Below are 25,425 nucleotides of genomic sequence, written 5' to 3'. Positions count from 1 at the left end.
AACTCTGGCACACCCCTTGCAATACCTCTGTTGTAAAACGCGGCCATTATCGAATTCTGACTGGAGAGGAACTATGAAGCTGGTTACGGTTGTCATCAAACCATTCAAACTCGAAGACGTTCGTGAAGCACTGTCTTCAATGGGGATTCAGGGACTGACGGTTACCGAAGTGAAAGGCTTTGGGCGTCAGAAGGGCCATGCGGAGCTTTATCGCGGAGCCGAATACAGCGTCAACTTCCTGCCTAAAGTGAAGATTGATGTGGCTATCGCTGACGATCAACTCGATGAGGTGATTGATGTGGTGAGCAAAGCGGCTTACACCGGAAAAATTGGCGACGGCAAAATTTTCGTTGCCGAATTGCAGCGCGTCATTCGCATCCGTACGGGCGAAGCTGACGAAGCTGCACTGTAAGTAACTCCTGGCACACAGTGATAGGGATCGAGAAAATGAAGAAAGCAACAATCAAAACAGCTCTGGGGTCTCTGGCACTGCTGCCGGGCCTGGCGATGGCGGCTCCTGCGGTAGCCGACAAGGCGGATAACGCCTTTATGATGATCTGCACCGCGCTGGTGCTGTTCATGACAATTCCGGGCATCGCGCTGTTTTACGGCGGTCTGATCCGCGGTAAGAACGTGCTGTCCATGCTGACGCAGGTCGCAGTGACTTTCGCGCTGGTCTGCGTCCTGTGGGTAGTTTACGGCTACTCGCTGGCCTTCGGCGAGGGCAACGCCTTCTTCGGCAACTTCAACTGGGCGATGCTGAAAAATATCCAGCTGACTGCCCTGATGGGGAGCTTCTATCAGTACATCCACGTGGCGTTCCAGGGGTCATTCGCCTGTATCACCGTCGGCCTGATCGTCGGCGCGCTGGCAGAACGTATTCGTTTCTCCGCCGTGCTGATCTTCGTGGTGGTGTGGCTGACGCTCTCTTATGTGCCGATTGCGCACATGGTCTGGGGCGGCGGTCTGCTGGCGTCTCACGGTGCGCTGGACTTCGCAGGCGGCACGGTGGTGCATATTAACGCTGCGGTTGCAGGTCTGGTCGGGGCATACCTGATTGGCAAGCGTGTGGGCTTTGGCAAAGAGGCGTTTAAACCGCACAACCTGCCGATGGTCTTCACCGGTACGGCAATCCTCTATTTTGGCTGGTTCGGTTTCAACGCCGGTTCAGCCAGTGCTGCAAACGAAATCGCCGCGCTGGCCTTCGTAAATACCGTGGTAGCCACCGCGGGTGCAATCCTCTCCTGGGTGTTTGGTGAGTGGGTGGTACGCGGTAAACCATCCCTGCTGGGCGCCTGTTCTGGTGCGATTGCCGGTCTGGTTGGCATCACCCCGGCGTGTGGTTATGTCGGTGTCGGCGGCGCGCTGCTGATTGGTATCGTTGCCGGTCTGGCGGGTCTGTGGGGCGTAACGGCGCTCAAACGCGTTCTGCGTGTCGATGACCCTTGTGATGTGTTCGGTGTGCACGGCGTGTGCGGTATCGTTGGCTGCATCATGACCGGTATCTTCGCCGCGACGTCCCTCGGTGGCGTAGGCTATGCAGAAGGCGTGACCATGGGCCATCAGCTGCTGGTTCAGCTTGAAAGTATCGCCATCACTATCGTCTGGTCGGGTGTTGTGGCCTTCATCGGCTACAAACTGGCGGACATGACCGTTGGCCTGCGTGTACCGGAAGAGCAAGAGCGCGAAGGGCTGGATGTGAACAGCCATGGCGAGAATGCGTACAACGCCTGAGCAGATTGAGTTTCTCCTGTAGCAAAAAGCCTCCCGATGGGAGGCTTTATTTTTTCCCTCAGTCACGGACCGTCACGAGAAGAGGGGCGAGGTGAGGGCACAGATTACCCCCGGTTTCGCATTACCCCTTCCTGTACCGTTGACGCAACCAGCACGCCCCCCTGCGTATAGAACTCACCGCGAACAAACCCGCGCGCGCTCGACGCCGACGTGCTTTCCACGCTGTACAGGAGCCATTCGTTCATGTCGAACGGACGATGGAACCACATGGAGTGGTCGATGGTTGCGACCTGCATCCCTTTTTCGAGGAAGCCCACGCCGTGCGGCTGTAGCGCCACCGGCAGGAAGTTGAAATCTGACGCATAGCCCAGCAGATACTGGTGAACGCGAAGATCCTGCGGCATTGCACCGTTGGCACGGATCCACACCTGACGTTTTGGCTCGGCGATATGGCCCTTCATCGGGTTATGGAACTCGACCGGGCGGATTTCCAGCGGTTTATCGCACAGGAATTTCTCTTTCACCTGCGGCGGCAACAGATGCGCCAGCGCCCGGGCAATGTCCGTTTCCGATTTCAGTTCATCCGGTGCTGGGGCAGGCGGCATCGTTTTCTGATGCTCATAACCGCTTTCCGGTGCCTGGAATGACGCCGTCATATAAAAAATCGGTTTGCCGTTCTGGATTGCCGCGACGCGGCGGGCGCTAAAACTGTTGCCGTCACGCAGCACTTCGACGTCATAGATTATCGGTTTTGCGCTGTCGCCAGGACGTAAAAAATAGCTGTGAAACGAGTGCACCAGACGGTCTGCAGGCACGGTCTCTTTGGCGGCATACAGCGCCTGTCCCACCACCTGGCCGCCGAAAACCTGGCGTAAGCCAAGGTCTTCGCTCTGCCCGCGAAAGAGTCCTTCTTCAATTTTTTCCAGATTCAGTAATGTCAGCAGATTGTTCAATGCTTGACTCATAGTGGTCCTCAATAAACGCCGTGGCGAAAGATAGGATGATTATAACGTAAAAAGGAGAGTGGTCCGATGGGTGCAATAATCTGAATAAGCGGCTGAAACCAGGCATATATAAGTGATATGTGCCACACTTAGTCACGTTATGTATTTGCTAACGACTCTTGGCGGGATCGATCCCGCTGGTGCATTGAAGATAAGGAGAACTCAATGAAACTCGTGCACATGCTTAGTGGTTTAGCGGTAGCGGTTGCTCTGTCTGCCTGTGCGGATAAAAGTGCCGACATCCAGACGCCAGCGCCAAACCCAAATGCCGCTGGAGCGACGACACAGCCAACCATGCAGCAACCTAACGTTTCCGGTACGGTGTGGATCCGCCAGAAAGTGGCCCTGCCGCCGGACGCCGTCTTAACGGTGACCCTGTCGGATGCTTCTCTGGCCGATGCGCCGTCTAAAGTGCTGTCGCAGAAAGCGGTACGTACCGAAGGGAAACAGTCACCGTTCAGCTTCGTGCTGCCATTTAACCCGGCAGAAATCCAGCCGAACGCGCGTATCCTGCTGAGCGCAGCGATTACCGTGAACGACAAACTGGTGTTCATTACCGATACGGTACAGCCGGTGATCAACCAGGGCGGGACCAAAGCTGACCTGACGCTGGTTCCGGTTCAGCAGACTGCCGTGCCGTTACAGCAGGGCGGTGGTGCCGCGACGACGGTTCCGTCAACGTCGCCAACGCAGGTTAACCCATCTTCTGCCGTGCCTGCACCGACACAGTACTAAGTCTGACCTTTGCCCTCTCCTTCGCGGGGAGGGCAGTTAATACACCCAGCGATACTTCTGCATATCAATCTTCCCCTTTCCTGACACCTGCACACCTTCAGACAGCAATGCCTGGCGCTGACGCTGCAAATCCGGGCCGGTCAGTGAAATTTCGCCATGTCGATTTACCACCCGATACCAGGGCAGCGTACTGCCTTCCGGCAGACGTTTCAGCACGCCGCCGACCTGACGCGCCGCGCGCGGGGAACCGGCAAGCCTGGCGATATCACCATAGGTGGTGACATACCCTTCCGGAATCGAGGCCACAATTTGCCAGACCCGTTGGGGGAAAGAGTCATGTTCATCCATGGGGCGCTCCTTTGGTAGGGTCATCGATTCTTCCGGAACAAGGGCGGGAAGTTCGGGTCTAATGTAGACAGGCATAATCGCGCAGTCCAGCGCGGATTTCATGCGGGGATGGGCATAATCCCGGATAAATTCCATAGTTTGCGCAATAAACCATCATCCGGTCGCGGTTAACTTGCAATTGCGATCCTGTGCAGGGATAATGCGCCAGCGCGTTGGGTAACAACGCTCTCAATGGGGGCTCTGTTGGTTCTCCCGCAACACTACTCTGTTTACCAGGTCAGATCCGGAAGGAAGCAGCCAAGGCAGATGACGTGTGTGCCGGGATGTAGCTGGCAGGGCCCCCACCCATTTCTGCCTCCCTCAAAATTTCTCCCCCTCAAAAATATTGCCCATGAATATAAAGAGGTTATGTAATATATCCTTCATTGCAATGAAATAATATTGTCATAAACCTGTAATAATAGACTGGCAAATTAATGTCGGGGTGTTTTTAATCCGTCATAAGCAAAAAATATATCAGTGGATTGCCCCGGTAACTTCGTGTATTAAATTAAATAACTTATTCCGAAGGGAAGTGACAAACATGGGCACTGCAGTCTTAAACGTAAAAATTGATGAAGCGCTAAAAGAGAGACTTCGTCATTATGCCGAAGCGAATAACGAGAATTTAAGCGTGACGACAGAAAAACTGCTGCTGCTGGCGTTTGAGGCAGTAGAAGAGGCGGGAGTAACGGAAGAGGATATTGATAATCAGCATACGGAAGAAGAGAGTGTGACTCCTTTTACTCCTAAAGAAATCAAGGCTCTACGCAAACTTCTGAAGAAGAGAAAATGAAACAACAACTGTCTACTGCCAACGACTACAAAGAGGCCTGCGATCTGCTTCGTTCAGGCTACGTAAAACACGTACGTCTTGGCTGGAATGTAGGAAGTGATGAGTTCTTTCGCATTGCGTCTGACTGGTGTGATACGGGCGCGAAAATAAAGAAAGAAGGAGAAAATTTCGTTATTTCTCTGAAAGGTTTTCCGATTCCTCCTCAGCACTGATGACAAACCTGTGAAAACTGCTGACTGCATCTAGTGCAGCCAGCAGTTTTTATTTCCCGCTGGTTATATTACGCCACGTTTTAAATAACTTTCACTTCTGTTCAGCGAGTTCCACAGCGGTTTAATTCGCAGTAGCGCATTTTCCAGCTGCGCCGAATCCATTGAGAAAGGCATACGCAGATAGCGGTCAAACGCCCCGGAAAGCCCAAAGCGTGTGCCGGTGCCGAGATGAATTCCCAGCGTCTCCGCCCGCGCGCCGAGCTGCGTGGCGACCATCCCAGGCAGTTCCACCCAATACGACAGCCCGCCCTCTGGCTCGTGAAAACGCCATTCCGGAAAATGCTCACGCATTAACGTGCTGCAGCGATCGCGGCGTTCTGTCAGCATCTGCCGTCTTGCGGGCAGGAAAGTGGCGGCGTGCTCAATCAGCCACAGGGTGGCCAGTTGCTCCAGCAACGGCGATCCAAGATCGAGCGTATCGCGCGTCTGGGCCAGCGTGGCAATGGTGCGCGACGAGGCGCGGATCCAGCCCAGGCGTAATCCCCCCCAGAAACTTTTGCCCGCCGAACCGAGGGTAATGACGTTGGCCTGCGGGTTAAACGCCGCCAGCGGCGGCGGGGGGGGCGCATCAAACCACAGGTCAACCATGGTCTCATCCACCACCAGCGTGGTGCGGGTTTGTGCGGCGATATCGGTGATGGTCTGGCGCGTGGCGATGTCCATGCAGCGCCCGGTGGGATTGTGGAAATCCGGCATCAGGTACGCCAGTCGCGGCGCGGTTTGCGCCAGCGTCGCGGCAAAGCCGTCCGTATCCCAGCCCGATTCCGGCAGCGCCACGCCAACAGGACGACAGGATGCGCCCTGGATTGCCGCAATCGCCAGCGGGTAAGTGGGATGATCCACCACCACCCGATCGCCTGGCCCGGTCAACATGCGCAGCACCAGCGCCAGGCCGCTGACCGCACCGTTGACCACCATAATTTCATCTGCCCGCGTCGGCAGCCCGCGCGACGAATAGCGTGCAGCGATGGTTTCGCGCAGCTCCGGTAAGCCCAGTTGGTCATAACCCGTATGAGAGAGGTGTTGGGTCATGGCGGTGAGCGCGTGGGTATAAGCCTGGTGAATTTCCGGCCCGGCGCTGAGCGCGGCGGTTGAGAGATCCAGCGCAGTGCTGATGGCCGCTCGCGTCGGGACGGCGTGGCTGTCCGGGAGAATAATGCGGGAGCCGCTGCCGTGGCGGCTCTCCAGATACCCGGCGTCGCGCAGGTGTGCGAGCGCGCTGGCAATCGTCGTGCGGCTCACGTTGAGCACCGTAGCCAGTTCGCGCTCACCGGGCAGGCGCGTATCGAGGGCCAGTCGGCCATCGAGAATCAACAGGCGCAGGGCGTCCGCCAGTTGTCGCCATAAAGGCGTGCGGGAGGAGGGCTGTTGCCAGTGGCCTAACAGGCGCACCAGCGACTGGCTACCGAAGCGACGAGATGACATATGCAGTCCACTATTTGAAAACTGGACATTAATCATAGAGCCATTTTCAGCCAGGATGAAAGCATAACTTTCTGGAGAACCATCATGCTGCGTCGCTTACTGCAACTTTACGTCGGACTGGGATTTTACGGGCTTTCTACGGCGATGTTTGTTCGCGCCGATCTCGGTGCCGATCCGTGGAACGTGTTCCATCTGGGCGTCGCCCGTCTGCTGGCGATGGACATCGGCACGGTAATGATTTTGACCGGCGCGCTGGTGCTGCTGTTCTGGATCCCACTACGTCAGCGCCCTGGCCTCGGCACTATCAGTAACGTCATTGTGATTGGTCTGGCGGCCGATGCGTCCCTGTCGCTGCTCCCGGAGATGAGTTCGCTGGTGGCGCGCAGCGCGCTGCTCATCTCCGCCGTGGTGGTCAATGCGCTGGCGACCGGAATGTACATCGGCGCAGGCTTTGGCTCCGGCCCGCGCGACGGCCTGATGACCGGCATTAACGCCCGCACGGGCTGGTCGGTGCGCAGCGTGCGTACGGCGATAGAAGTGTCGGTATTGCTGATTGGTTGCGTGCTCGGCGGAACCTTTGGCGTGGGCACGGTCCTGTACGCGCTGGCTATCGGCCCGCTGATCCAGATCTGCCTGCCGTGGTTTCGTCAGAGGCCGCAGGTGACGCTGGTGCCAGAGCCGGAACGAATTGTTTAAACTGCGAAGCGCTCACATGCTTTAGCCGCCGCGCTGTGCCAGAATACCGGCATCTCTCGCTGCGATACGGAAAGCATGAAAGCCATCACTCTCTATGACGTTGCCCGCCTGGCGGGCGTTTCCTATCAGACGGTCTCCCGCGTAATAAACGACGCGGAGCACGTCTCCGCAAGGACCCGTGAAAAGGTGCAGCAGGCGATGGCTGAACTGCACTACGTCCCCAATCGCGGTGCGCAGCAACTGGCCGGAAAACGCACCCGCACGCTGGGGCTGATTACCACCGACCTGGCGCTGCATGCGCCCTCGCAAATCGCCTCTGCGGTAAAATCCCGCGCGGGCGAGTGCGGCGCAAGCGTGCTGATTTCGATGGTGGAGCATCCTGAGCGTTGCCAGGCGGCACTCCAGGAGTTACTGGCCCAGCGCGTGGAAGGTTTGCTGGTCAACGTTCCCCTCGACGATCCCCTCGCCGAACAGATCCGCCAGCTTGCCGCACCGGTGCCAGTGTTATTCTTCGACGTCTCCCCTGAAGCGAAAGTTCATCGCCTGGCCTTTGATGCGGAGCAGGGCGCTAAGCTTGGCGCAGAGCACCTGCTGGCGCTTGGACACCGACGCATTGCCTTGCTCAGCGGGCCAGAGAGTTCCGTCTCCTCGCGCGCGCGTCTCGCGGGCTGGCAGGCGCGGCTGGCGCAGGACAATCTGGTTCCGTGTGCGATGGCCCATGGCGACTGGAGCGCGGCGTCAGGGTATGAAAAAGGTCATCAGCTTCTGGCGGCTAGCGCCCTTCCGGATGCGATTCTGGTGGCGAACGATCAGATGGCCCTCGGCGTGATGCGCGCCTGTGCTGAAAAAGGGATAGCCGTACCGGGGCAGATGTCGGTGGTGGGATTTGATGATACCGCTGACAGCGCCTGGTTCTCCCCGCCGCTGACCACCATTCGCCAGGCGTTTCGCGTGGCTGGCGAGCGCAGCGTCGAGTGGCTCCTTTCCGGATCAACGGATGAACTCTGGCAAACACAGCTTCCTGTCACGCTGGTGGAGCGCCACTCCAGCGCCCGTCACGCGCCCGATCAGGCCGATCGCGAAGCGCTGGCACAGCAGCTGAAATCCCTGGCGCTATTGGCTGAGCAGCTGGCGCGGCGCTGATCCTTTTGTGATCTGGCTCGCTTCGCCGTGGTCAGATCCTTTACCGATTTCTCTCACCAGGGCATTGTGACTTAAATTGTGAGCGCTTCGTAAAAGAGGTCATTATGTCTGTCGCATCCCCGCACTCTCTTCATTCTGTTTTAGCTCGTCGCGACTGGGAAAACCCCGGCGTCACTCAATGGCATCGGCTGGATGCCCACGCGCCGTTTCACAGCTGGCGCGATGAAATGCAGGCTCGCGATGAGCAGCCACCTTCGCATAAGCGGTTACTGAACGGCGACTGGCAGTTCCGCTTTTTCACGGCGCCAGAGCAGGTTCCTGAGCACTGGATAACCGAAGAGTGTGCAGAGGCTATCACCACGCCGGTGCCATCAAACTGGCAGATGCAGGGCATTGATACGCCGATCTACACCAACGTCACCTACCCGATCATCGTCAATCCCCCGTTTGTGCCCGCCGAGAACCCGACAGGTTGTTACTCGCTCACATTTGAGGTGGATGAAGAGTGGCTTAAGAGCGGCCAAACGCGCATCGTTTTTGACGGTGTGAACTCGGCATTTTATCTCTGGTGCAACGGCGAATGGGTGGGGTATTCCCAGGACAGCCGCCTGCCGGCGGAGTTCGATCTTACACCTTTGCTGAAACCCGGCAGTAACCGCCTGGCGGTGCTGGTGTTGCGCTGGTGCGACGGGAGTTATCTGGAAGACCAGGATATGTGGCGGATGAGCGGGATTTTCCGCGACGTGTCGCTCCAGCATAAACCGGCCACTCACATTGCCGATTACCACTACGTCACCGAACTGAATGCGGATTACGATCGCGCAAAATTGCAGGTGGAAGTGGCCCTCGGCGGCGAGGCAGTGGCCGACAGCGAAGTGGTGCTAACGCTCTGGCAGGATGATGAACCGGTCGCGACGACGACCGCCCCTCCTGGCTCTGCGATTGTTGATGAGCGCGGTAACTGGACTGAGCGTTTACATGTCACTCTGCCGGTGGATCGCCCGGCGCTGTGGAGTGCCGAAACGCCAGCGCTTTATCGTCTGACGCTCGTTCTGCGTGACGGGCAGGGAAATCTGCTGGAAGTGGAGGCCTGCGATGTCGGTTTCCGCCGCGTGGAGATCAGCAATGGCCTGCTGAAAGTCAACGGTCAGCCGCTGCTGATCCATGGGGTGAACCGCCACGAGCACCATCCCGAAAACGGCCAGGTGATGGACGAAGCGACCATGCGCCGCGATATCGAGCTGATGAAGCAGCATAACTTTAACGCCGTGCGCTGCTCGCACTACCCTAACCATCCTCTGTGGTATCGCCTGTGCGACCGCTACGGCCTGTATGTGGTGGACGAAGCGAATATTGAAACCCACGGGATGGTGCCGATGAGCCGTCTGGCGGACGATCCGCGCTGGCTACCTGCCATGAGCGAGCGCGTCACGCGCATGGTGCAGCGCGATCGCAATCATCCCTCGATCATCCTCTGGTCGCTGGGCAATGAGTCCGGCCACGGCGCCAATCACGATGCGCTCTATCGCTGGATCAAAACCACCGATCCGACGCGTCCGGTTCAGTATGAGGGCGGCGGGGCAAATACCGCTGCGACGGATATCGTCTGCCCGATGTACGCCCGCGTTGATCAGGATCAGCCGTTCCCGGCGGTGCCAAAATGGTCGATTAAAAAGTGGATCGGGATGCCGGATGAAACGCGCCCGCTGATCCTCTGCGAGTACGCCCACGCGATGGGCAACAGCTTTGGCGGGTTTGCCAAATACTGGCAGGCATTCCGCAGCCATCCGCGCCTGCAGGGCGGGTTCGTCTGGGACTGGGTGGATCAGGCGTTAACCAAAAAAGACGAAAATGGCCAGGCGTTCTGGGCCTACGGCGGTGATTTTGGCGATACGCCGAATGATCGTCAGTTTTGCCTGAACGGGCTGGTGTTCCCGGATCGCACGCCGCACCCGGCGCTGTTTGAAGCTCAGCGCGCCCAGCAATTTTTCACTTTCACGCTGGTGAGCACTTCGCCGCTGGTGGTGGACGTGCACAGCGATTATCTGTTCCGTCACAGCGATAACGAATCCCTGCGCTGGTGCATCATGCGCGACGGCGACGAAGTGGCGAGCGGAGAAGTGCCGCTGTCCGTTGCGCCGCAAGGCACCCAGCGCATTGAAATGGCTTTGCCTGAACAGGCCGCTGCGCCGGGCGAAGTCTGGCTGAATCTCGACGTATTCCAGACCGCTGCAACCCGCTGGTCGCCCGCCAACCATCGCTGCGCCTGGGATCAATTCCCGCTGCCTGCGCCGTTGTCTGTGTCAGTGCCGGTTGCCGGACAGGTAAAACCGCAGCTGACGGTTAACGATGAAGTGCTGGAAGTGAGCCACCTGGATCAATGCTGGCATTTCGATCGCGCCAGCGGAAATCTGGTCCAGTGGTGGAACCGCGGTACGCAAACACTGCGCTTGCCGCTGATCGACAACTTTACCCGCGCGCCGCTGGATAACGATATTGGCGTCAGCGAAGCGACGCGCATCGATCCGAATGCCTGGGTGGAACGCTGGAAAGCGGCGGGAATGTATAACCTCGCGCCGCGCGTGTTGCAGTGCGAAGGCGAGCAGCGTGCGCAAGAGGTGGCGATTACCACGCTTCATGCCTGGGAGTTTAACGGCAAAACGCTGTTCATGAGCCGGAAACTCTGGACCATTGACAGCAACGGTGTGCTGCAAGGTGATGTGCAGATTCAGGTGGCAAGTGATATTCCACAGCCGGCGCGCATTGGCCTGAGCTGCCAGCTGGCAGAGGCGTCGGCGTCCGCAAGCTGGCTGGGGCTCGGGCCGAATGAGAACTACCCGGACCGAAAACTGGCGGCGCGACAGGGGCGCTGGACGCTGCCGCTGGAGGCGCTGCACACGCCCTATATCTTCCCGACGGAAAACGGCCTGCGCTGCGATACCCGCGAGCTGACATTTGGCGCGCACCAGTTGCAGGGCCATTTCCACTTTACGCTCAGCCGCTACAGTCAGCAGCAGCTGCGCGACACCACGCATCATCATCTGCTGATCGAGGAGCCGGGCTGCTGGCTGTCTCTCGACGCATTCCATATGGGCGTGGGCGGGGATGACTCGTGGAGCCCAAGCGTTTCGCCGGAGTTTATCCTCGCAGACCGTTCACTGCGTTACGCGTTTAGCTGGCGACAGGACTAAACTTAAATCCGTCAGAGGCGGCCACACCAGGTGGCCGCATGATCACTTCGGAGGTTTGACTCATGAAGTATGTTGATGGTTTTGTGGTCGCTGTTCCCGCGGAAAATAAGGAGGCTTATCGCGAGATGGCAGCAAAAGCGGCCCCGCTGTTTAAAGAATTTGGCGCGACACGGATCGTGGAGTGCTGGGCTGACGATGTTCCCGATGGAAAGCTCACCGATTTTCGCATGGCGGTGAAAGCGGAAGAGGGCGAAGAGGTCGTCTTTAGCTGGATTGAATATCCGTCAAAAGAGGTTCGCGATAAGGCGAACCAGCAGATGATGGCCGACCCGCGCATGAAAGAGTTCGGCGAGTCGATGCCCTTTGACGGTAAAAGGATGATCTACGGCGGATTTGCGCCGCTGCTGGATGAGTAATCCGTGCGCCCGGCGAGGCTCGCCGGGCATTACTCTGGATCGAGGTTATTCTCTGCCCACAGTATGAACTCAATTTTTGGCAAGGCCTTGCTGTACAACCAGCCCTGCCCGTACTGCACGCCGTGACGGCGCAGCCACTCAAGCTGTCCTTCTGTTTCAATCCCTTCGGCGACCATCGCCAGCTTCAGCGATTTAGCCATTTCGATAATGTGCGGCGTGACGTTTTTGTACTCCAGTGCGTCCACGAATGACTTGTCAATTTTCAGGATGTCCACGTCCAGATCCTGCAGATAGCTGAGGCTGGAGTAGCCGGTGCCAAAATCGTCGATATGAATCGGGTGGCCTGAGCGTCGGAAGCTGGCAATAGCGGGCGCGCTCACTTTGGGATCGGCAAACCCGCGCTCGGTCAGTTCAAGCGCAATTTGCTGCGGTGTGATCTGCCAGTGGTTCAGCAGGCGGCTAAGCAGGGGCGGCAATTCAGTGCAAAACAGATCGGCGGGAGAGAGGTTGATCGAAATATGCTGATCCGGATTGTGGCGCAGCCATTCGCCCATATCCTCGAACACTTTCTCGAACACCAGACGGGTAAGCCTGGAGGTTAATCCGGTCTGTTCGGCCAGCGGAATAAAGATGTTTGGCGACAGCATACTGCCGTCCGGCTGCGGCCAGCGGACCAGGGCTTCTGCGCCGGTAATCTTACCCGTATCCAGCGCCACAATGGGCTGATAATGCACCACCAGTTCGCGGGCGTTGATCGCATCCAACAGGCGATAGCGTGGCGACTGCAAACGGCGCAACATGCGCAGGATAAATGCGGCGGCCAGTAAACTGATGAGCGCACCAAACGGGAACCAGAAAAGCAGCTGCTGGTGCCAGCTCGCTTTTAACGGTTTCAGGGAGGCCCAGGCGACCACGGCATAGCGTAATTCCGGTACCTCTTTGACCACATACATGAAGCCATCATGCTGCAGGCGCGTGAGATTCTGCGTATGGAGCTTTTTCCAGATCAGCGGGTCCAGCGGGTTGCTGCTGGCGAACACCCGATTACTGTCCTCGCCGACCAGCGCGGCATCAATCGGCCAGGAACCAAAGGGAATAACGTCAATCAGGGATGACGGGTCAATCACCACCATGTAGTGGCCTTTTCCCAGCATCAGCATGAAACGATTAACGTCCAGATCGTTTTGTGTCGTCAGCCAGGCGCGATAGCCATCGGCGGTGGTGCGCACAGGCGCAGGAAAAGGTACGGAGTTGCTGACCTGTTCAAGCGACGAGCAGATCGGCTTTTGGTCGACGACGTACATCACTTCCTGGACGTAACGCAGGGAGAACGCCACGCGGCGCATATCGAGAAGATGTTCGTGACTACAGGGGGGGCTTTGCAGGGGCTGGAGCTGTTTTAAAGCGGTTTTTCCCTGGCTTACGACTTTATCTGCCCGGAGCAAGACGCGTGAGGAGTACCGGTCCAGCGCTTCGACGAAATTCTCTTCTGCCTGGCGGTGCGCCATCCAGACGCTCAGACAAATGGGGATCAGCACGGCAAAGATCAGAACACCAGTCACCAGACTGACCAGTTGGCGAGTTGTCATGCTAGGGTTTCCTTTCTGAGCCGCTGATTTACATTACCGCTGAATAATAATCTTATAGTATGCGGCAGAGTTTGATTTCATTCAGGTAAGGCTTATGAAAAAAAAAGAGTTTGTGACGCAAGATCTGCTGAGCAAAATTTACCAGGATACGACGCCTGGACCGCGTAAGCTGTCGCCGGAAAGACAGCTCGCCGAGGAGTACGGCGTGTCGCGTTTTACTATTCGCCAGGCGCTGGAAAAGCTGGTCAGCATCGGAGTGGTGCGGATTGTGCAGGGTTCGGGGATCTGGATCAACGAGCAGGCGCGCAATAATCCGCTGGTCTATAACTCGATCACGGAGAAACGCTTCGATCAGATCCGCTACCGGATGATCAGCCTGCATAAAACACGCCCGGACCGCGCCGCGCAGCAGATTTTTGGGCTAGACGAGGAGAGTTTTATCTGGCACTTCTGCCGCCTGCGCTACGTCGATGATGCGCCGGTGCAGCTGGAGATCTCCAGCATGCCGGTGGCGGATTTTCCCGACCTTAACCAGCAGGCGATTGAGCGATCGATTCAGCAGTACGTGCTGAGCAAAGGTTTCACCATTTCCCACATGCTGACCACCTATCGCGCGGTGAGCGTCAGCCGCGAACAGGCGGTGATTCTGGGCTGCAAGAAGGGCAGCCCGGCGATGCATATTAATAATCGCGGTATTCTCGACGGAGGACGCGTGTTCGAGGTGAGCGATATTATCGACATCAACTACACCTGTACTTACGTCATTCCCTACAACCGCGACAACTTAACCTGGCGGCAAAATCAGGGTGTATGAATCGCCCCATCGGGCAGGCGGCTCTGCGTCCACTCATGCGGGCGGTAGACAACCGGATGCGCCAGGGCCTGCTCCTCGTTGAAGCCCACGCCGATTCCGGCGTTGACAGGCGGATAGACAAATCCCTCTTTTGCCACCGGTGCGCCAGGGAAAACCGCATCCGTGGTTTGCGAACGGGGAATGAACTCCTGAATCGCCGCATTATGCAGATGAATATTCAGATGGGTATTCACCGCCACGCCGATAGGGGTCATGTCGCCCGGCCCGTGCCACGCTAAACGCACGCCAAAAGCCTGACACAGATGCGCCAGTTTGATGGCCGGGGTGATCCCGCCGATCTGTGATACGTGACAGCGGATGAAGTCGATACGACGATTAACGATCAGGTCGTGCCATTCTGCCGGGTTGTTGAACAATTCCCCCATCGCCAGCGGTACGCAGCTTTGCTGGCGCACCTGTTCAAGCCAGGCGCTCTGCTGCGGCGGTAAAATATCTTCAATAAAATAGGGCTGGTACGGTTCGAGCAGTTTTGACAGTTGAACGGCCTGCTGCGGGAACAGTCGCTCGTGGACGTCGTGTAAAATGTGCAGCTTCCAGCCATATTTTTCCCGCAGCGCGCGGAACATCTCGACGGTGTTCGCCATGTACTCCTGCTGATCGAACCAGGCGCCAGGCGTTGGATTATCCGGGGCGTGAAGTGCCGACGGCGTGCCGCCATAAAAGCCAAGCTGACAGCGAATATGCCGGTAACCCTGCGCCAGCAGTGAATCCACAGAAGCGAACAGTTCTTCCAGCGTTTCGCCGCTGGCGTGGCTGTAGGCGGGGATCGCGTCGCGGGATTTGCCGCCCAGCAGTTGATAGAGCGGCATGCCTGCCAGCTGGCCTTTGATGTCCCACAGCGCCATATCGACACCCGATATCGCATTGTTCATCACCGGGCCGTTACGCCAGTAGGCGTTGACGTTCATCATCTGCCACAGATCTTCGATATTGTTCGCATCGCGACCAATGAGCAGCGGTTTGAGGTACTCATCTACCAGGGTTTTGACCGCCAGCGGGCGCTGCTGAAAGGTGGCGCAGCCGTGGCCGGTGATCCCCTGGTCGGTAGTGACACGTACCGTCACCAGATTATGTCGGTCCGGGCGGGTAATAAAACATTCAATATTTTTAATCATCACAGGCGTCACGAAATAACTCCTTGGGGGCTCTGTGGGAATAGGTTATGGGGAATATCATCACCCTAAAAATGTTGGCGGGTAAACCGTTTTTTTGACTATTTATTTTGGTCAGTTATTTAACGGTAAAGTAATTAAAAAACATACCAATTTTAGATTGATGAGGGTTTTTAGGCTTTTGTTATGGCTAAGTGTGAGCGGAATCAAATTTTATTGGTTTGTTTTGTTGTGAGGGTTTAATTATCCTCATGGCAACATTAAAACGACAACAACATCCGGCAGGAGTCTTTATGGGGACGCAAGAAGCCATCAATAATATTATTCGTCTGGTCGGCGGCCAGGGGAATATAAATAAAGTCTGGCACTGCATGACGCGCTTACGCTTTGATCTGATTGACGATAATAAAGTCGATCAAAACGAGATTAAAAAACTGCCTGGCGTGCTGGGCGCGCAGCTGCAGAGCGATCAGTTCCAGGTGATTATCGGACCGAAGGTGAACAGCTGGTACGAGCAAATGCTCAGCGTGATGGGCAATAACGACACCGCGACACCTGCGGCGACAAAAGGGCGTAAGAGCCTGGTGTCGCTGTTTATGGACACGGTGTCGGGCGTGTTTGGCCCGATCGTACCGGCGATTGCCGGAGCGGGGATGATCAAAGGTCTGCTGGCCGGGCTTATCGCCCTGAAAGTTGTTTCGGCGAAAAGCGACACGGTGATGGTGATCGATCTCATCGCCAGCGGCGTTTTTTACTTCCTGCCATTTTTCCTTGCCGTTTCGGCGGCGAAAATCTTTAAGACTAATGAATATCTGGCGGCGGCCGTTGCGGCCTGTCTGATGTATCCGTCGCTCATCGAAGCGGCGAAAGCGCTGGCCACGCATCAGGAGGGGGCGGTTAGCGCGATCTGGCTGCTGGACGTGATTCCGGTGTCGGTCTTTAACTATGCCTCCAGCGTGATCCCGGTAATTTTCTCTATTCTGGCTTTGAGCTACATCCACCGCTGGGTGGACAGCATCATGCCCGACGTGCTGAAAACGGTCTTTACCCCGACGCTGACGCTGTTCCTCGGCGCACTGGCCGCGCTGGTGGTGATCGGGCCGATTGGCATCTGGCTCGGTAAAGGACTGGCGCTGTTTATCGAAGGCTTGTTTGGGGTGTCGGCGAGTTTTGCCGGGCTGGTGGTCGGCGCGATTCGTCCGGTTGCGATCCTCACCGGCATGCACCATGCAATGACGCCTATCGCGCTGCAAAACTTCAGCGATCGTGGCTACGACATGCTGATGCCAATGATGTTTATGGCTAACATGGCGATTGCCGGAGCGACTTTTGCAATCTGGCGTATAAGCCGCGATCGCCAGGAGCGCACCGTGACCTTATCTGCCGCCATTTCCGCTCTGCTCGGGATTACGGAACCGGCGCTGTTTGGGGTACTGACGCGCTACAAAAAAGCGTTTATCGCCGCCACCGTCGCCAGCTCTCTGGCCTCAGCGTTTATCGCGTTCTTTGGCGTTCGTCTCTACGGCTACATTCTGTCGAGCATTTTCAGCCTGCCGGCCTATATCGGGCCTTACTTTATCTTTGCGCTCTCGGGCGTGGTGATAGCGCTGGTGCTGTCGTTTGTCCTGACGACCATGCTGGTGGGGAAAGAACAGGCGGAAGAAAAGTAAGCTAAACCCTCGCCCGACGGCGGGGGTTGTTTTTTGTTCGCGACTCGGATACCATTTTGTTATGTTATAACGAAACACGCCGAGATGACTATGAAAGCTGATATCCATCCGTACTACCGCACCGTCGTTTTCCATGACACCAGTGCGAACGAATATTTTAAAGTAGGCTCGACCATTAAGACCGACCGCGAAATCGAACTCGACGGCGAGACGTTTCCGTACATCACCATCGAGGTGTCATCGAAATCGCACCCGTATTACACCGGTAAGCAGAAAACCTTCTCGACCGAAGGCAGCGCGGCCCGTTTCCGTCAGCGTTTTGGCGGTTTCATTAATGCGAAGCGAGGTTAATCATGCAGGTACTTAACTCGCTGCGCAGTGCAAAACAGCGCCATCCGGACTGTCAGATTGTTAAACGCAAAGGCCGCCTGTACGTGATCTGCAAAACGAATCCGCGGTTTAAAGCGGTGCAGGGACGTAAGAAAAGACGTTAGTTCTGCAGCATTCGCCAATTTTCCAGGGACTTTATCTGCTTGCCGTCGGCGCTGAAATTGTCGGCGGCAAGCCAGTTCTGAAAGGCGCTATCCCGCGTCTCCCACTCTTTATCTATGATTGAAAACCAGTCCGTATCGCGGTTGTGGCCTTTGGTCACCAGCGCCTGACGAAAACGTCCTTCATACTGAAATCCTAAGCGCAGCGCCGCGCGCCGTGATGGCTCATTGAGGCTGTTGCATTTCCACTCAACGCGACGATAGCCCAGCACCTCAAACACGTAGCGCATCAGTAAATACTGGGCTTCTGTGGACATCGGCGTGCGGCTCAGCAGAGGGGAGAAATGGACGTGCCCTACCTCCACCACGCCGTTTTTCGGATCGATGCGCATCAGCGCTAGCGTGCCGACGGGAGCCTGAGTCTGATTGTCGATGACCGCGAAGTGAATCGGATCGGACAGCGCGCAGACGCTCTCGACCCACGCGGTAAACGCCTCTACGTTTGCATCCGGTTCACGCAACAGCCAGGTCCAGCTGCGGGTATCTTCCGCCAGATGGTATGCGGCGAACAGCGCGGCGGCGTGTTCCGGTCGTAGCGGCGTTAAGGTGCAATAGCGTCCGTTCAGCTCTACGCGCTCTGGATGCGGTCGCGGCTGCCAGTCGATAAGTTCATCGCCCACTGGCTGACCAAACTGGTTGAATTGATTCATCTTGATTCCCGTTGGCTTAAAGAGAGCCTCAGAGTAAGAAAAATGTGGCCCTGTAAAAAGGTCCACATGAGTGTGTTATGGTGGTACCACGGAGGGCGAGATGAACATTCCAGGCGACGACTTTTACACACTCATTACCCAGGCGCTGCAACGCCGTGGGGCAGAAACACTCCAGCGCACGCTGTATCGGGCATTGCGTGAGGCGATCCTGAGCGGCAGATTGCAGGCCGACAGCCGGTTACCCGGCTCCCGTCTGATCGCCCAACAGTTAGCGATTTCGCGTAATACGGTGAATGGCGCACTGGAACAGCTGACGCTGGAGGGTTATCTGCTGCGTAACCGACAAGGCACGCGGGTGGCGCATCTCGCGCACTGTCACGCCGGGCAGTCATCGCAAGCGCTGGATATCACCCTTGCGCGCCGGGTGGCGAATCTTCCTGCGCCGACACCGCGTGGTACCCCGGTGCCCGCATTTACCCCCGGTACGCCTGCGATCAACTATTTCCCGCTGCCTCTGTGGCGGCGTCTGTACGATCGGGTTCTGCGCGAAGAGGGCAGTGCGCTGCTGGGCTACGGTTCACCGGCGGGTGAGCTTACGCTTCGTGAGGCGATTGCCCGTCATCTTGCGCTCTCGCGCGGCATCCAGTGCGATGCCAGCCAGATTGTGATCACCGAAGGGGCGCTGGAAGGCGTCAGTCTTTGTACCCAGCTGTTGAGTGAAACGGGGGATATTGCCTGGATTGAGGATCCGGGTTATGCCGGGGCGAAAAGCGTGTTTGCCAAATCGGGCCTGACGATGGTCGGTTTGCCCGTCGATGAAGAGGGCATGCGTCTGGAAACCCATGCGCACTCACCCAAACTGATATTCACCTCGCCGTCGCACCAGTTTCCCTACGGGAGCGTGTTAAGTATTAACCGGCGGCTGGCGCTGCTGGAGTTTGCCCGTCAGCACAATGCCTGGATTATCGAAGACGATTACGACAGCGAGTTTCGCTACAGCGGCGAACTGGTTCCGGCGATGATGGGGATGCAGGAGAACGCACCGGTGGTGTACCTCGGGACGTTCAGTAAAACGCTCTTTCCGTCGCTGCGTACCGGATTTATGGTACTCCCGAAGGCGCTAGCCCGCGCTGCGCACCCGGCCATCGGCTCGCTGCTGCGCGGTGGGCATCGCGCCGAACAGCGCACCCTGGCGTTGTTTATCGAAGAGGGGCACTACGCGCGCCATCTAGCAGCGATGCGCAGACTATATCGCAAGCGCTACCGACAGCTACGCGAGGCGCTGGCCGCTGAACTGCACATCCCACATCGGGTGCTGGCCGGTGAGGGGGGTATGCATCTGACTGTTGCTATTGATGGTGTGGATGATAAAGCGATTGTGCAGCAGGCAAGAGCCTTTCAGCTCGCACCGGCCGCCCTGAGCGGTTACTACCTTGATACAAAACAGGGACAAACCGGGCTAGTGTTGGGATACGGGAATACGTCAGCGTCGCAGTTTGCGCCTGGGATCAGGCGCTTGCAGACCCTGATTACGCAGTGGCAGGGCGAGAGAGGGTAAAGACGTCGTAGAACGACAGTTCACCTTTGGTGGAGATCATTTTCTGCAGTTTCGCCTTTTGCTCGTCTTCAACCTTTGGCGAATGCAAAATATTGCTGATCAGCTCCGACGGCACATAGCGCGTGTTGTACCACTCACCGTTATAGCAAACGCGGAAATCGAGCACATCGATATCTTCATAGCGATAGCGGGGATTAACGTCGAAAAAGAAAAAGCCGTTAAAGACGACGAAAAGCACCACCAGCAGCCAGACCGAGTCGATCAGCGTTTCTGACAGCAGCATAACGACCAGCGTCGCCAGCAGTGCGGCGTACATCGCCAGGAACAGGCCAGGGTGTTTACGGATAAAGCTAATGCTAAAGCGCGGGCGATTATCGCGCTTTTCGCGGGCATTCAGATCGTCGATGGTTTCAGTAAGCAGGCGCTGTATCTCTGTCATTTCTAACCTTCATGAATTTTGCAAAATACAGGGGATCTGCTTATTTTAGGGGAGCGGTGGGGGTGAAAGAAGTAACAGTTATGGGCATAAAAACCATAACAGTTACCCGTTTCTGACTTAAAGCGTTTTGATGATCTCCGCCGGGTTACCGCCGACCACCACGTTACTCGGCACGTTTTTGGTAACCACCGCACCGGAAGCCACCACCACGTTATCGCCAATCGTGACGCCTGGGTTTATTACCGCGCGGCCACCGATCCACACATTATCACCGATGGTCACCGGTTTGCCTAATTCAGCGCCGCTGTTGCGTTCTGTGGCATCCAGGGGATGGGTGGCCGTGTAGATGTGCACGCCTGGCGCCAGCATACAGTTATCACCGATATGAATAGGGCAGACATCCAGCATCACGCAGTCGAAGTTGGCGTAGAACGATTTACCGAGGTAAATGTTATAGCCGTAATCGCAGCGAAAGCTTGGCTCGATATAGGCATCTTCTCCCTGGCCGAGAAGCTCCGTCAATATTGCCCGACGCTCAACTTTAGCATCGGGTTCCGTATGGTTATAACGATGAACCAGATGGCGCGCGCGCAGACGATCTGCCCGCAATGTGTCATCAGAGGGGCGGTAAAGCTCACCGGCAATCATTTTCTGTTTTTCTTCACTCATGGGAAACCTCACGGGAATGGTCCTGGCGCTACAGCGTAAAGAACCTCATCGTGAAAGGGAACGTTCCCATTAAGCTGATGTGATGATAATCACAACATTGTTGCCGACGTGCACGTTTGAAACGATGGGTCTGTTTGCCACGCAGGGATCGTATATCGAAAGGTGAATTCAGCGTAAGAAGGTAATGATATAACCTCAAAACAAAGCACTAGGTATTAACGGACAAATTTCCACACAGATACTGGGATTTTGTCATACAGTTTATTCATCGTTAACTCTGCAAGGCGGTGGTCGGCTGCTGAATAAAATACAGCCAGTTCATGATCGGGAAGTTCATATTTATTCTTTTCAATAACACGCTCCAGGGTGTCCAGTGACTGGCAGCGTCGCAAGCGCATCAAATAATCTGTCTTTGTTAATGGTTTATCAGACATAAATTCACCTTAGTAATTGTAATAATTTTAACATGAATGACTGACCGGGTTAGCTCTGCTCGCGTTGATGAAACAACGGAATAGGCGGTTTCCCGATTTACGCCATTTTTGCAAATCTTGTGTGTTAATGCCGTAACTGCTGAACAACATAAAGGTGTCGTCCAGATATTCATCAATTTGCTCAATCAATTTATTATCTTCATTGTACTTAATTTTATAATTAAGTGCGAAGGTTGCTATATGCTCTATGAGTTCATTTAGCTGCAAATTGATTGCGGAGGTCGGATCATTAACCCAGCCATGGTTACTTTCATCAAGATTGGCAAGGCAGTCATGGTACAAGGATTCGCAGAGAAATTTCAACTGCGCGATATCATGCCTTTTTGGCGAGTATTCGTCCATAGCGCATCCCCTTTTGAGTGATTCTTTACTCACCCGAGCAACGCTGTCGGGATGGATACAACTAGCTTACCTTAACGGGTGCTGTTTCCTGATGTCTTTAACTATAAGCCATGCTGATCAAGATTTCACCGCGCTATTACGAAAAATTACAATTAAAACGTCAGCCGCCGTTCGTCTCTGAATCTCCTTCATTCACGGTGCCAATTTTATCTAAATCATGGCTGAAATTTTGTCGGCTACCTTAGGATTCATCATGTTAGCTAAAACTTACACCTGAAATGTGGAATCCCAAATCTTCCTCATTACCTAAAACCGCCAGGAATAATCCTAATATCTTTAGGGCACACGAAATAATTAAATAATTGCCGTAAGGATTAACGATGACTTTAAACAACAGAAGTTCAATGCGGTGACATAAAATAAATAAACGAACAATAAGCGTAATTTATGATTTTCGTCAGATAAAGAAAAAGGCCGCAATTTGCGGCCTTTTTAGCATGTGAAACCGGTATCAGTGATGATCTACTGAGTGACTGTGTTCCACATCTTCATTCTTGCGGCTAAAGCGGCGGCGTACCACCACGAAGAACACCGGAACGAAGAAGATAGCCAGTACGGTTGCGGTAATCATCCCGCCCATTACGCCGGTACCCACGGCGTTCTGCGCGCCGGAACCCGCACCGGTACTGATAACCAGCGGCATTACCCCGAGGATAAACGCCAGGGAGGTCATCAGGATTGGACGCAGACGCATACGTACCGCTTCCAGCGTGGCCTCAACGAGACCTTTGCCCTCTTTATCCATCAGATCTTTGGCGAATTCGACGATAAGTATCGCGTTCTTCGCCGACAAGCCAATGGTTGTCAGCAGGCCCACCTGGAAGTAAACGTCGTTGGTCAGGCCACGGAATGTCGCGGCCAGCAGCGCACCGATAACACCCAGTGGTACCACCAGCATGACGGAGAACGGAATCGACCAGCTCTCGTACAATGCTGCCAGACACAAGAACACCACAATCAGCGAGATGGCGTACAGGGCAGGGGCCTGGTTACCGGACAGACGTTCCTGATAGGACATCCCCGTCCAGTCGTAGCCGATGCCGGAAGGCAGTTTCGCCGCCAGTTCTTCCATCAGGTTCATCGCTTCACCGGTACTTCTGCCTGGTGCCGCCTGACCAAGGATTTCCATCGATGGCAAGCCGTTGTAACGCTCCAGACGCGGTGAACCGTATTCCCAACGTGAAGTAGAGAAGGCGGAGAACGGAACCATCTGACCTTCGCTGCCACGCACATACCAGTTGTTGATATCGTTCGGCAACATACGGTACTGCGCTTCAGACATCACGTACACTTTCTTCACACGACCACGGTCGATGAAGTCGTTGACGTAGCTACCGCCCCAGGCTGCGCCCAGTGTGGTATTGATGTCGCTAATAGACACGCCCAGCGCCTGTGCTTTTTCCTGGTCGATATCGATCTTGTACTGCGGGGTATCTTCCAGGCCGTTAGGACGCACGCCGACCAACAGATCAGGGTGTTTCGCCACTTCGCCAAACAGCTGGTTACGAGCCTGAGTCAGTTTCTCGTGACCCAAACCGCCCTGGTCGATCAGCTGGAAGTCGAAGCCGGTCGCCGTACCCAGTTCGACGATCGCTGGCAGGTTAAAGGCGAATACCATCGCATCTTTAATCTGCGAGAAGGTTCCCATCGCACGCCCGGTGATCGCTTCGACTTTGTTCTCATCGCCCGGACGCTCGCTCCAGTCTTTCAGAGAAACGAAGGCGATACCGGTGTTCTGACCACGACCCGCAAAGCCAAAGCCGTTAACCGCAAACACGGATTCAACGTTCGCTTTCTCTTTGGTGAGGTAGTAGTTGGTCACTTCATCCAGCACTTTCTGGGTACGTTCTTGCGAGGCACCCGCCGGAAGCTGTGCCATCGTCAGGAACACGCCCTGGTCTTCATCTGGCAGGAAGGAGCTTGGCAGACGAACGAACAGGAATGCCATGCCCACGACGATAATGATATAGAGCAGCAGATAACGACCGGTACTGCGCAGAATGTTGCCTACGCTGTCGGTGTAATGGTGCGTGCTCTTATCGAACATGCGGTTAAACCAGCCGAAGAAGCCTTTATGCTCGCCGTGGCCGCCTTTCTGAACAGGTTTCAGCATGGTGGCACAGAGAGCAGGGGTCAGAATCAACGCCACGAGAACCGACAGCGCCATTGCCGAAACAATGGTTATGGAGAACTGACGGTAAATCGCACCGGTTGACCCACCGAAGAAGGCCATCGGGATAAATACCGCAGACAGAACCATCGCGATGCCGACCAACGCGCCCTGGATCTGGCCCATGGATTTACGCGTCGCTTCCTTCGGCGGCAGCCCCTCTTCGGCCATCACACGCTCGACGTTTTCGACCACCACGATGGCGTCATCCACGAGCAAGCCGATGGCGAGCACCATCCCGAACATCGTCAGGGTGTTTATCGAGAAGCCGAATATCGCCAGTATTGCAAAGGTCCCTAACAGTACGACCGGAACGGCGATGGTTGGAATCAGCGTCGCGCGGAAGTTTTGCAGGAACAGGTACATAACCAGGAACACCAGGATGATCGCTTCGACCAGCGTTTTCACCACTTCGTGAATCGAGATTTTAACGAACGGTGTGGTGTCATACGGGTAAACGATTTTCAGACCTGACGGGAAGAACGGCTCCATTTTCGCCAGTTCAGCACGGATCGCGGTCGCGGTATCGAGGGCGTTCGCACCGGTCGCCAGTTTAATCCCCAGACCGGAAGCCGGCTGGCCGTTAAACTTCGCCACGATGTCGTAGTTTTCACCGCCCAGCTCAACCTTCGCAACGTCGCGCAGGCGAACCTGAGAACCATCCTGATTGACCTTCAGCAGAATTTTGCTGAACTCATCGGCGGAGGTCAGACGGGTCTGCGCGATGATAGAGGCGTTCAGTTGCTGCCCTTTCACCGGCGGTGTCCCACCTAACTGACCGGCTGCAACCTGGGCGTTCTGCGCTTTAATCGCGCTAATCACGTCGACAGGGGTCAGCTGGAAGTTGTTCAGTTTGTTCGGGTCCATCCAGATACGCATCGCGTACTGGGAACCAAACAGCTGAACGTCACCCACACCTGAAGTACGACTGATGGCGTCCTTCATGTTGGCACCCACGTAGTCGGAAATATCCTCCTGCGTCATGGTGCCGTTGGTGTTGATAACGCCGACAACCATCAGGAAGCTACTGGAGGATTTCTCCACGCTTACACCCTGCTGCTGGACTTCTTGCGGCAGTAACGGCATCGCCAGCTGCAGTTTGTTCTGCACCTGAACCTGCGCGATATCCGCATCCGTACCAGACTCGAAGGTCAGCGTGATCTGAACCGTACCGGTTGAGTCACTGTTGGAGGACATGTACATCAGGTTATCGATACCGTTCATGTTCTGTTCGATAACCTGAGTCACGGTGTCCTGCACCGTTTTTGCATCAGCCCCAGGATAGGTCGCGGTGATCGAAACTGCTGGCGGCGCAATCGTTGGATATTGCGCTACGGGCAGCTTCAGGATCGCCAGTCCCCCTGCAAGCATGATGATGATGGCGATCACCCACGCAAATATGGGGCGATCGATAAAGAAATTAGGCATGTCTTAACGGCTCCTGTTTA

The 25,425-nt window shown here is 55.8% G+C and carries 25 protein-coding genes and 1 other RNA gene; 15 read left to right on the top strand and 11 right to left on the bottom strand.

From position 1 onward, the window contains the following. The first annotated feature begins 73 nt into the window (after positions 1–73). Positions 74–412 (top strand): P-II family nitrogen regulator, encoded by a 339-nt coding sequence (glnK, locus tag F153LOC_RS06125; protein WP_012016323.1) that lies wholly within the window; start codon positions 74–76, stop codon positions 410–412. Positions 413–447: 35 nt separating this feature from the next. Further along, positions 448–1,734 carry an ammonium transporter AmtB gene (gene amtB / locus F153LOC_RS06120; RefSeq protein WP_100777392.1) on the top strand — a complete coding sequence of 429 codons (1,287 nt, stop codon included), beginning with the start codon at positions 448–450 and terminating at the stop codon, positions 1,732–1,734. Positions 1,735–1,838: 104 nt separating this feature from the next. On the opposite strand, the gene tesB is transcribed toward amtB, so the two are convergent. Next, positions 1,839–2,699: an acyl-CoA thioesterase II gene (tesB, locus tag F153LOC_RS06115; RefSeq protein ID WP_100777391.1), complete on the bottom strand. Its 861-nt coding sequence runs from the start codon at positions 2,697–2,699 to the stop codon at positions 1,839–1,841. A gap of 204 nt (positions 2,700–2,903) precedes the next feature. Here tesB and F153LOC_RS06110 point away from each other — a divergent pair, with 204 nt between their 5' ends. After that, positions 2,904–3,473: a YbaY family lipoprotein gene (locus tag F153LOC_RS06110; RefSeq protein ID WP_100777390.1), complete on the top strand. Its 570-nt coding sequence runs from the start codon at positions 2,904–2,906 to the stop codon at positions 3,471–3,473. Between the two features lie 36 nt (positions 3,474–3,509). On the opposite strand, the gene F153LOC_RS06105 is transcribed toward F153LOC_RS06110, so the two are convergent. Then, positions 3,510–3,845 (bottom strand): MGMT family protein, encoded by a 336-nt coding sequence (locus tag F153LOC_RS06105; RefSeq protein WP_146003456.1) that lies wholly within the window; start codon positions 3,843–3,845, stop codon positions 3,510–3,512. A 217-nt stretch (positions 3,846–4,062) separates the two neighbouring features. Between F153LOC_RS06105 and ffs the strand changes: the two genes are divergently transcribed. The 3 genes from ffs (at position 4,063) to F153LOC_RS06090 (ending at position 4,868) form a co-directional block, all read left to right on the top strand. Beyond that, an RNA gene (ffs, locus tag F153LOC_RS06100) (signal recognition particle sRNA small type) lies at positions 4,063–4,159 on the top strand. Positions 4,160–4,404: 245 nt separating this feature from the next. Next, the gene (locus F153LOC_RS06095) at positions 4,405–4,656 is read left to right on the top strand and encodes a hypothetical protein (protein WP_100777388.1); all 252 of its coding nucleotides are present in this window, start codon (positions 4,405–4,407) and stop codon (positions 4,654–4,656) included. Continuing rightward, positions 4,653–4,868: a hypothetical protein gene (locus F153LOC_RS06090; RefSeq protein WP_014069144.1), complete on the top strand. Its 216-nt coding sequence runs from the start codon at positions 4,653–4,655 to the stop codon at positions 4,866–4,868. The genes F153LOC_RS06095 and F153LOC_RS06090 overlap by 4 nt, the downstream gene beginning before the upstream one ends. 63 nt (positions 4,869–4,931) lie before the next feature. On the opposite strand, the gene F153LOC_RS06085 is transcribed toward F153LOC_RS06090, so the two are convergent. Then, a complete protein-coding gene (locus F153LOC_RS06085; RefSeq protein WP_102104282.1) occupies positions 4,932–6,353 on the bottom strand; it encodes a PLP-dependent aminotransferase family protein in 1,422 nt (473 codons plus the stop codon). Positions 6,354–6,437: 84 nt separating this feature from the next. Here F153LOC_RS06085 and F153LOC_RS06080 point away from each other — a divergent pair, with 84 nt between their 5' ends. The 4 genes from F153LOC_RS06080 (at position 6,438) to F153LOC_RS06065 (ending at position 11,799) form a co-directional block, all read left to right on the top strand. Beyond that, complete coding sequence (locus tag F153LOC_RS06080; RefSeq protein ID WP_102104281.1) at positions 6,438–7,049, top strand: YitT family protein; 612 nt, start codon at positions 6,438–6,440, stop codon at positions 7,047–7,049. Between the two features lie 75 nt (positions 7,050–7,124). Next, a complete protein-coding gene (locus F153LOC_RS06075) occupies positions 7,125–8,192 on the top strand; it encodes a LacI family DNA-binding transcriptional regulator (protein WP_102104280.1) in 1,068 nt (355 codons plus the stop codon). Positions 8,193–8,296: 104 nt separating this feature from the next. Next, on the top strand, positions 8,297–11,383 hold the full coding sequence (locus tag F153LOC_RS06070) for a beta-galactosidase (protein ID WP_102104279.1): 3,087 nt from the start codon (positions 8,297–8,299) through the stop codon (positions 11,381–11,383). Positions 11,384–11,445: 62 nt separating this feature from the next. Beyond that, entirely contained in the window at positions 11,446–11,799 is a 354-nt protein-coding gene (locus tag F153LOC_RS06065) for a DUF1428 domain-containing protein (protein ID WP_102104278.1), read from the top strand. A 29-nt stretch (positions 11,800–11,828) separates the two neighbouring features. Here the strand turns inward: F153LOC_RS06065 and F153LOC_RS06060 are convergent, their stop codons facing one another. After that, entirely contained in the window at positions 11,829–13,388 is a 1,560-nt protein-coding gene (locus F153LOC_RS06060) for an EAL domain-containing protein (RefSeq protein ID WP_102104277.1), read from the bottom strand. Between the two features lie 94 nt (positions 13,389–13,482). Here F153LOC_RS06060 and F153LOC_RS06055 point away from each other — a divergent pair, with 94 nt between their 5' ends. Further along, positions 13,483–14,202 carry a GntR family transcriptional regulator gene (locus F153LOC_RS06055; protein WP_100777381.1) on the top strand — a complete coding sequence of 240 codons (720 nt, stop codon included), beginning with the start codon at positions 13,483–13,485 and terminating at the stop codon, positions 14,200–14,202. Here F153LOC_RS06055 and F153LOC_RS06050 read toward each other — a convergent pair. After that, positions 14,190–15,389, bottom strand: coding sequence for an enolase C-terminal domain-like protein (locus tag F153LOC_RS06050; RefSeq protein WP_102104276.1), 1,200 nt, complete (start codon positions 15,387–15,389; stop codon positions 14,190–14,192). The genes F153LOC_RS06055 and F153LOC_RS06050 overlap by 13 nt on opposite strands. 278 nt (positions 15,390–15,667) lie before the next feature. Between F153LOC_RS06050 and F153LOC_RS06045 the strand changes: the two genes are divergently transcribed. From F153LOC_RS06045 to ykgO, 3 genes are all read left to right on the top strand, one after another. Further along, entirely contained in the window at positions 15,668–17,044 is a 1,377-nt protein-coding gene (locus F153LOC_RS06045) for a PTS transporter subunit EIIC (protein ID WP_102104275.1), read from the top strand. A gap of 90 nt (positions 17,045–17,134) precedes the next feature. Continuing rightward, positions 17,135–17,395 carry a type B 50S ribosomal protein L31 gene (locus F153LOC_RS06040; protein WP_095281030.1) on the top strand — a complete coding sequence of 87 codons (261 nt, stop codon included), beginning with the start codon at positions 17,135–17,137 and terminating at the stop codon, positions 17,393–17,395. Between the two features lie 2 nt (positions 17,396–17,397). Then, positions 17,398–17,538, top strand: coding sequence for a type B 50S ribosomal protein L36 (gene ykgO / locus F153LOC_RS06035; RefSeq protein WP_005125190.1), 141 nt, complete (start codon positions 17,398–17,400; stop codon positions 17,536–17,538). Here ykgO and F153LOC_RS06030 read toward each other — a convergent pair. Further along, complete coding sequence (locus tag F153LOC_RS06030; RefSeq protein ID WP_102104274.1) at positions 17,535–18,245, bottom strand: GNAT family N-acetyltransferase; 711 nt, start codon at positions 18,243–18,245, stop codon at positions 17,535–17,537. The two genes, ykgO and F153LOC_RS06030, sit on opposite strands and share 4 nt — an antisense overlap. Positions 18,246–18,345: 100 nt before the next feature. Between F153LOC_RS06030 and F153LOC_RS06025 the strand changes: the two genes are divergently transcribed. Then, the gene (locus F153LOC_RS06025; protein WP_102104273.1) at positions 18,346–19,803 is read left to right on the top strand and encodes a PLP-dependent aminotransferase family protein; all 1,458 of its coding nucleotides are present in this window, start codon (positions 18,346–18,348) and stop codon (positions 19,801–19,803) included. Here the strand turns inward: F153LOC_RS06025 and F153LOC_RS06020 are convergent. From F153LOC_RS06020 to acrB, 5 genes are all read right to left on the bottom strand, one after another. Further along, the gene (locus tag F153LOC_RS06020; protein ID WP_100777376.1) at positions 19,775–20,242 is read right to left on the bottom strand and encodes a YlaC family protein; all 468 of its coding nucleotides are present in this window, start codon (positions 20,240–20,242) and stop codon (positions 19,775–19,777) included. The genes F153LOC_RS06025 and F153LOC_RS06020 overlap by 29 nt on opposite strands. 117 nt (positions 20,243–20,359) lie before the next feature. Then, positions 20,360–20,911 (bottom strand): maltose O-acetyltransferase, encoded by a 552-nt coding sequence (maa, locus tag F153LOC_RS06015; RefSeq protein WP_102104272.1) that lies wholly within the window; start codon positions 20,909–20,911, stop codon positions 20,360–20,362. A gap of 215 nt (positions 20,912–21,126) precedes the next feature. Further along, positions 21,127–21,345 carry an HHA domain-containing protein gene (locus F153LOC_RS06010; protein ID WP_012016344.1) on the bottom strand — a complete coding sequence of 73 codons (219 nt, stop codon included), beginning with the start codon at positions 21,343–21,345 and terminating at the stop codon, positions 21,127–21,129. A 27-nt stretch (positions 21,346–21,372) separates the two neighbouring features. Then, complete coding sequence (gene tomB / locus F153LOC_RS06005; protein WP_100777374.1) at positions 21,373–21,747, bottom strand: Hha toxicity modulator TomB; 375 nt, start codon at positions 21,745–21,747, stop codon at positions 21,373–21,375. A gap of 511 nt (positions 21,748–22,258) precedes the next feature. Next, entirely contained in the window at positions 22,259–25,405 is a 3,147-nt protein-coding gene (acrB, locus tag F153LOC_RS06000; protein ID WP_100777373.1) for a multidrug efflux RND transporter permease subunit AcrB, read from the bottom strand. Between the last annotated feature and the right edge of the window lie 20 nt (positions 25,406–25,425).

It is taken from the genome of Lelliottia sp. F153, from assembly GCF_002870005.1.
Classification (GTDB): Bacteria; Pseudomonadota; Gammaproteobacteria; order Enterobacterales; family Enterobacteriaceae; genus Enterobacter; species Enterobacter nimipressuralis.
The sequence above is the reverse complement of the archived record's forward strand: the minus strand, read 5'-3'. Positions and strand labels throughout refer to the sequence as shown.

Excerpts from the sequence above, each read along its gene's own strand:
- F153LOC_RS06020 (WP_100777376.1), bottom strand. The coding sequence starts at position 20,242 with ATGACAGAGATACAGCGCCTGCTTACTGAAACCATCGACGATCTGAAT.
- glnK (WP_012016323.1), top strand. The coding sequence starts at position 74 with ATGAAGCTGGTTACGGTTGTCATCAAACCATTCAAACTCGAAGACGTT.
- F153LOC_RS06055 (WP_100777381.1), top strand. The coding sequence starts at position 13,483 with ATGAAAAAAAAAGAGTTTGTGACGCAAGATCTGCTGAGCAAAATTTAC.
- F153LOC_RS06010 (WP_012016344.1), bottom strand. The coding sequence starts at position 21,345 with ATGTCTGATAAACCATTAACAAAGACAGATTATTTGATGCGCTTGCGA.
- maa (WP_102104272.1), bottom strand. The coding sequence starts at position 20,911 with ATGAGTGAAGAAAAACAGAAAATGATTGCCGGTGAGCTTTACCGCCCC.
- F153LOC_RS06110 (WP_100777390.1), top strand. The coding sequence starts at position 2,904 with ATGAAACTCGTGCACATGCTTAGTGGTTTAGCGGTAGCGGTTGCTCTG.
- F153LOC_RS06070 (WP_102104279.1), top strand. The coding sequence starts at position 8,297 with ATGTCTGTCGCATCCCCGCACTCTCTTCATTCTGTTTTAGCTCGTCGC.
- F153LOC_RS06060 (WP_102104277.1), bottom strand. The coding sequence starts at position 13,388 with ATGACAACTCGCCAACTGGTCAGTCTGGTGACTGGTGTTCTGATCTTT.
- F153LOC_RS06090 (WP_014069144.1), top strand. The coding sequence starts at position 4,653 with ATGAAACAACAACTGTCTACTGCCAACGACTACAAAGAGGCCTGCGAT.
- tomB (WP_100777374.1), bottom strand. The coding sequence starts at position 21,747 with ATGGACGAATACTCGCCAAAAAGGCATGATATCGCGCAGTTGAAATTT.
- F153LOC_RS06095 (WP_100777388.1), top strand. The coding sequence starts at position 4,405 with ATGGGCACTGCAGTCTTAAACGTAAAAATTGATGAAGCGCTAAAAGAG.
- F153LOC_RS06045 (WP_102104275.1), top strand. The coding sequence starts at position 15,668 with ATGGGGACGCAAGAAGCCATCAATAATATTATTCGTCTGGTCGGCGGC.
- ykgO (WP_005125190.1), top strand. The coding sequence starts at position 17,398 with ATGCAGGTACTTAACTCGCTGCGCAGTGCAAAACAGCGCCATCCGGAC.
- tesB (WP_100777391.1), bottom strand. The coding sequence starts at position 2,699 with ATGAGTCAAGCATTGAACAATCTGCTGACATTACTGAATCTGGAAAAA.
- F153LOC_RS06085 (WP_102104282.1), bottom strand. The coding sequence starts at position 6,353 with ATGTCATCTCGTCGCTTCGGTAGCCAGTCGCTGGTGCGCCTGTTAGGC.
- F153LOC_RS06040 (WP_095281030.1), top strand. The coding sequence starts at position 17,135 with ATGAAAGCTGATATCCATCCGTACTACCGCACCGTCGTTTTCCATGAC.
- F153LOC_RS06065 (WP_102104278.1), top strand. The coding sequence starts at position 11,446 with ATGAAGTATGTTGATGGTTTTGTGGTCGCTGTTCCCGCGGAAAATAAG.
- F153LOC_RS06080 (WP_102104281.1), top strand. The coding sequence starts at position 6,438 with ATGCTGCGTCGCTTACTGCAACTTTACGTCGGACTGGGATTTTACGGG.
- F153LOC_RS06105 (WP_146003456.1), bottom strand. The coding sequence starts at position 3,845 with ATGACCCTACCAAAGGAGCGCCCCATGGATGAACATGACTCTTTCCCC.
- F153LOC_RS06075 (WP_102104280.1), top strand. The coding sequence starts at position 7,125 with ATGAAAGCCATCACTCTCTATGACGTTGCCCGCCTGGCGGGCGTTTCC.
- F153LOC_RS06025 (WP_102104273.1), top strand. The coding sequence starts at position 18,346 with ATGAACATTCCAGGCGACGACTTTTACACACTCATTACCCAGGCGCTG.
- amtB (WP_100777392.1), top strand. The coding sequence starts at position 448 with ATGAAGAAAGCAACAATCAAAACAGCTCTGGGGTCTCTGGCACTGCTG.
- F153LOC_RS06030 (WP_102104274.1), bottom strand. The coding sequence starts at position 18,245 with ATGAATCAATTCAACCAGTTTGGTCAGCCAGTGGGCGATGAACTTATC.
- acrB (WP_100777373.1), bottom strand. The coding sequence starts at position 25,405 with ATGCCTAATTTCTTTATCGATCGCCCCATATTTGCGTGGGTGATCGCC.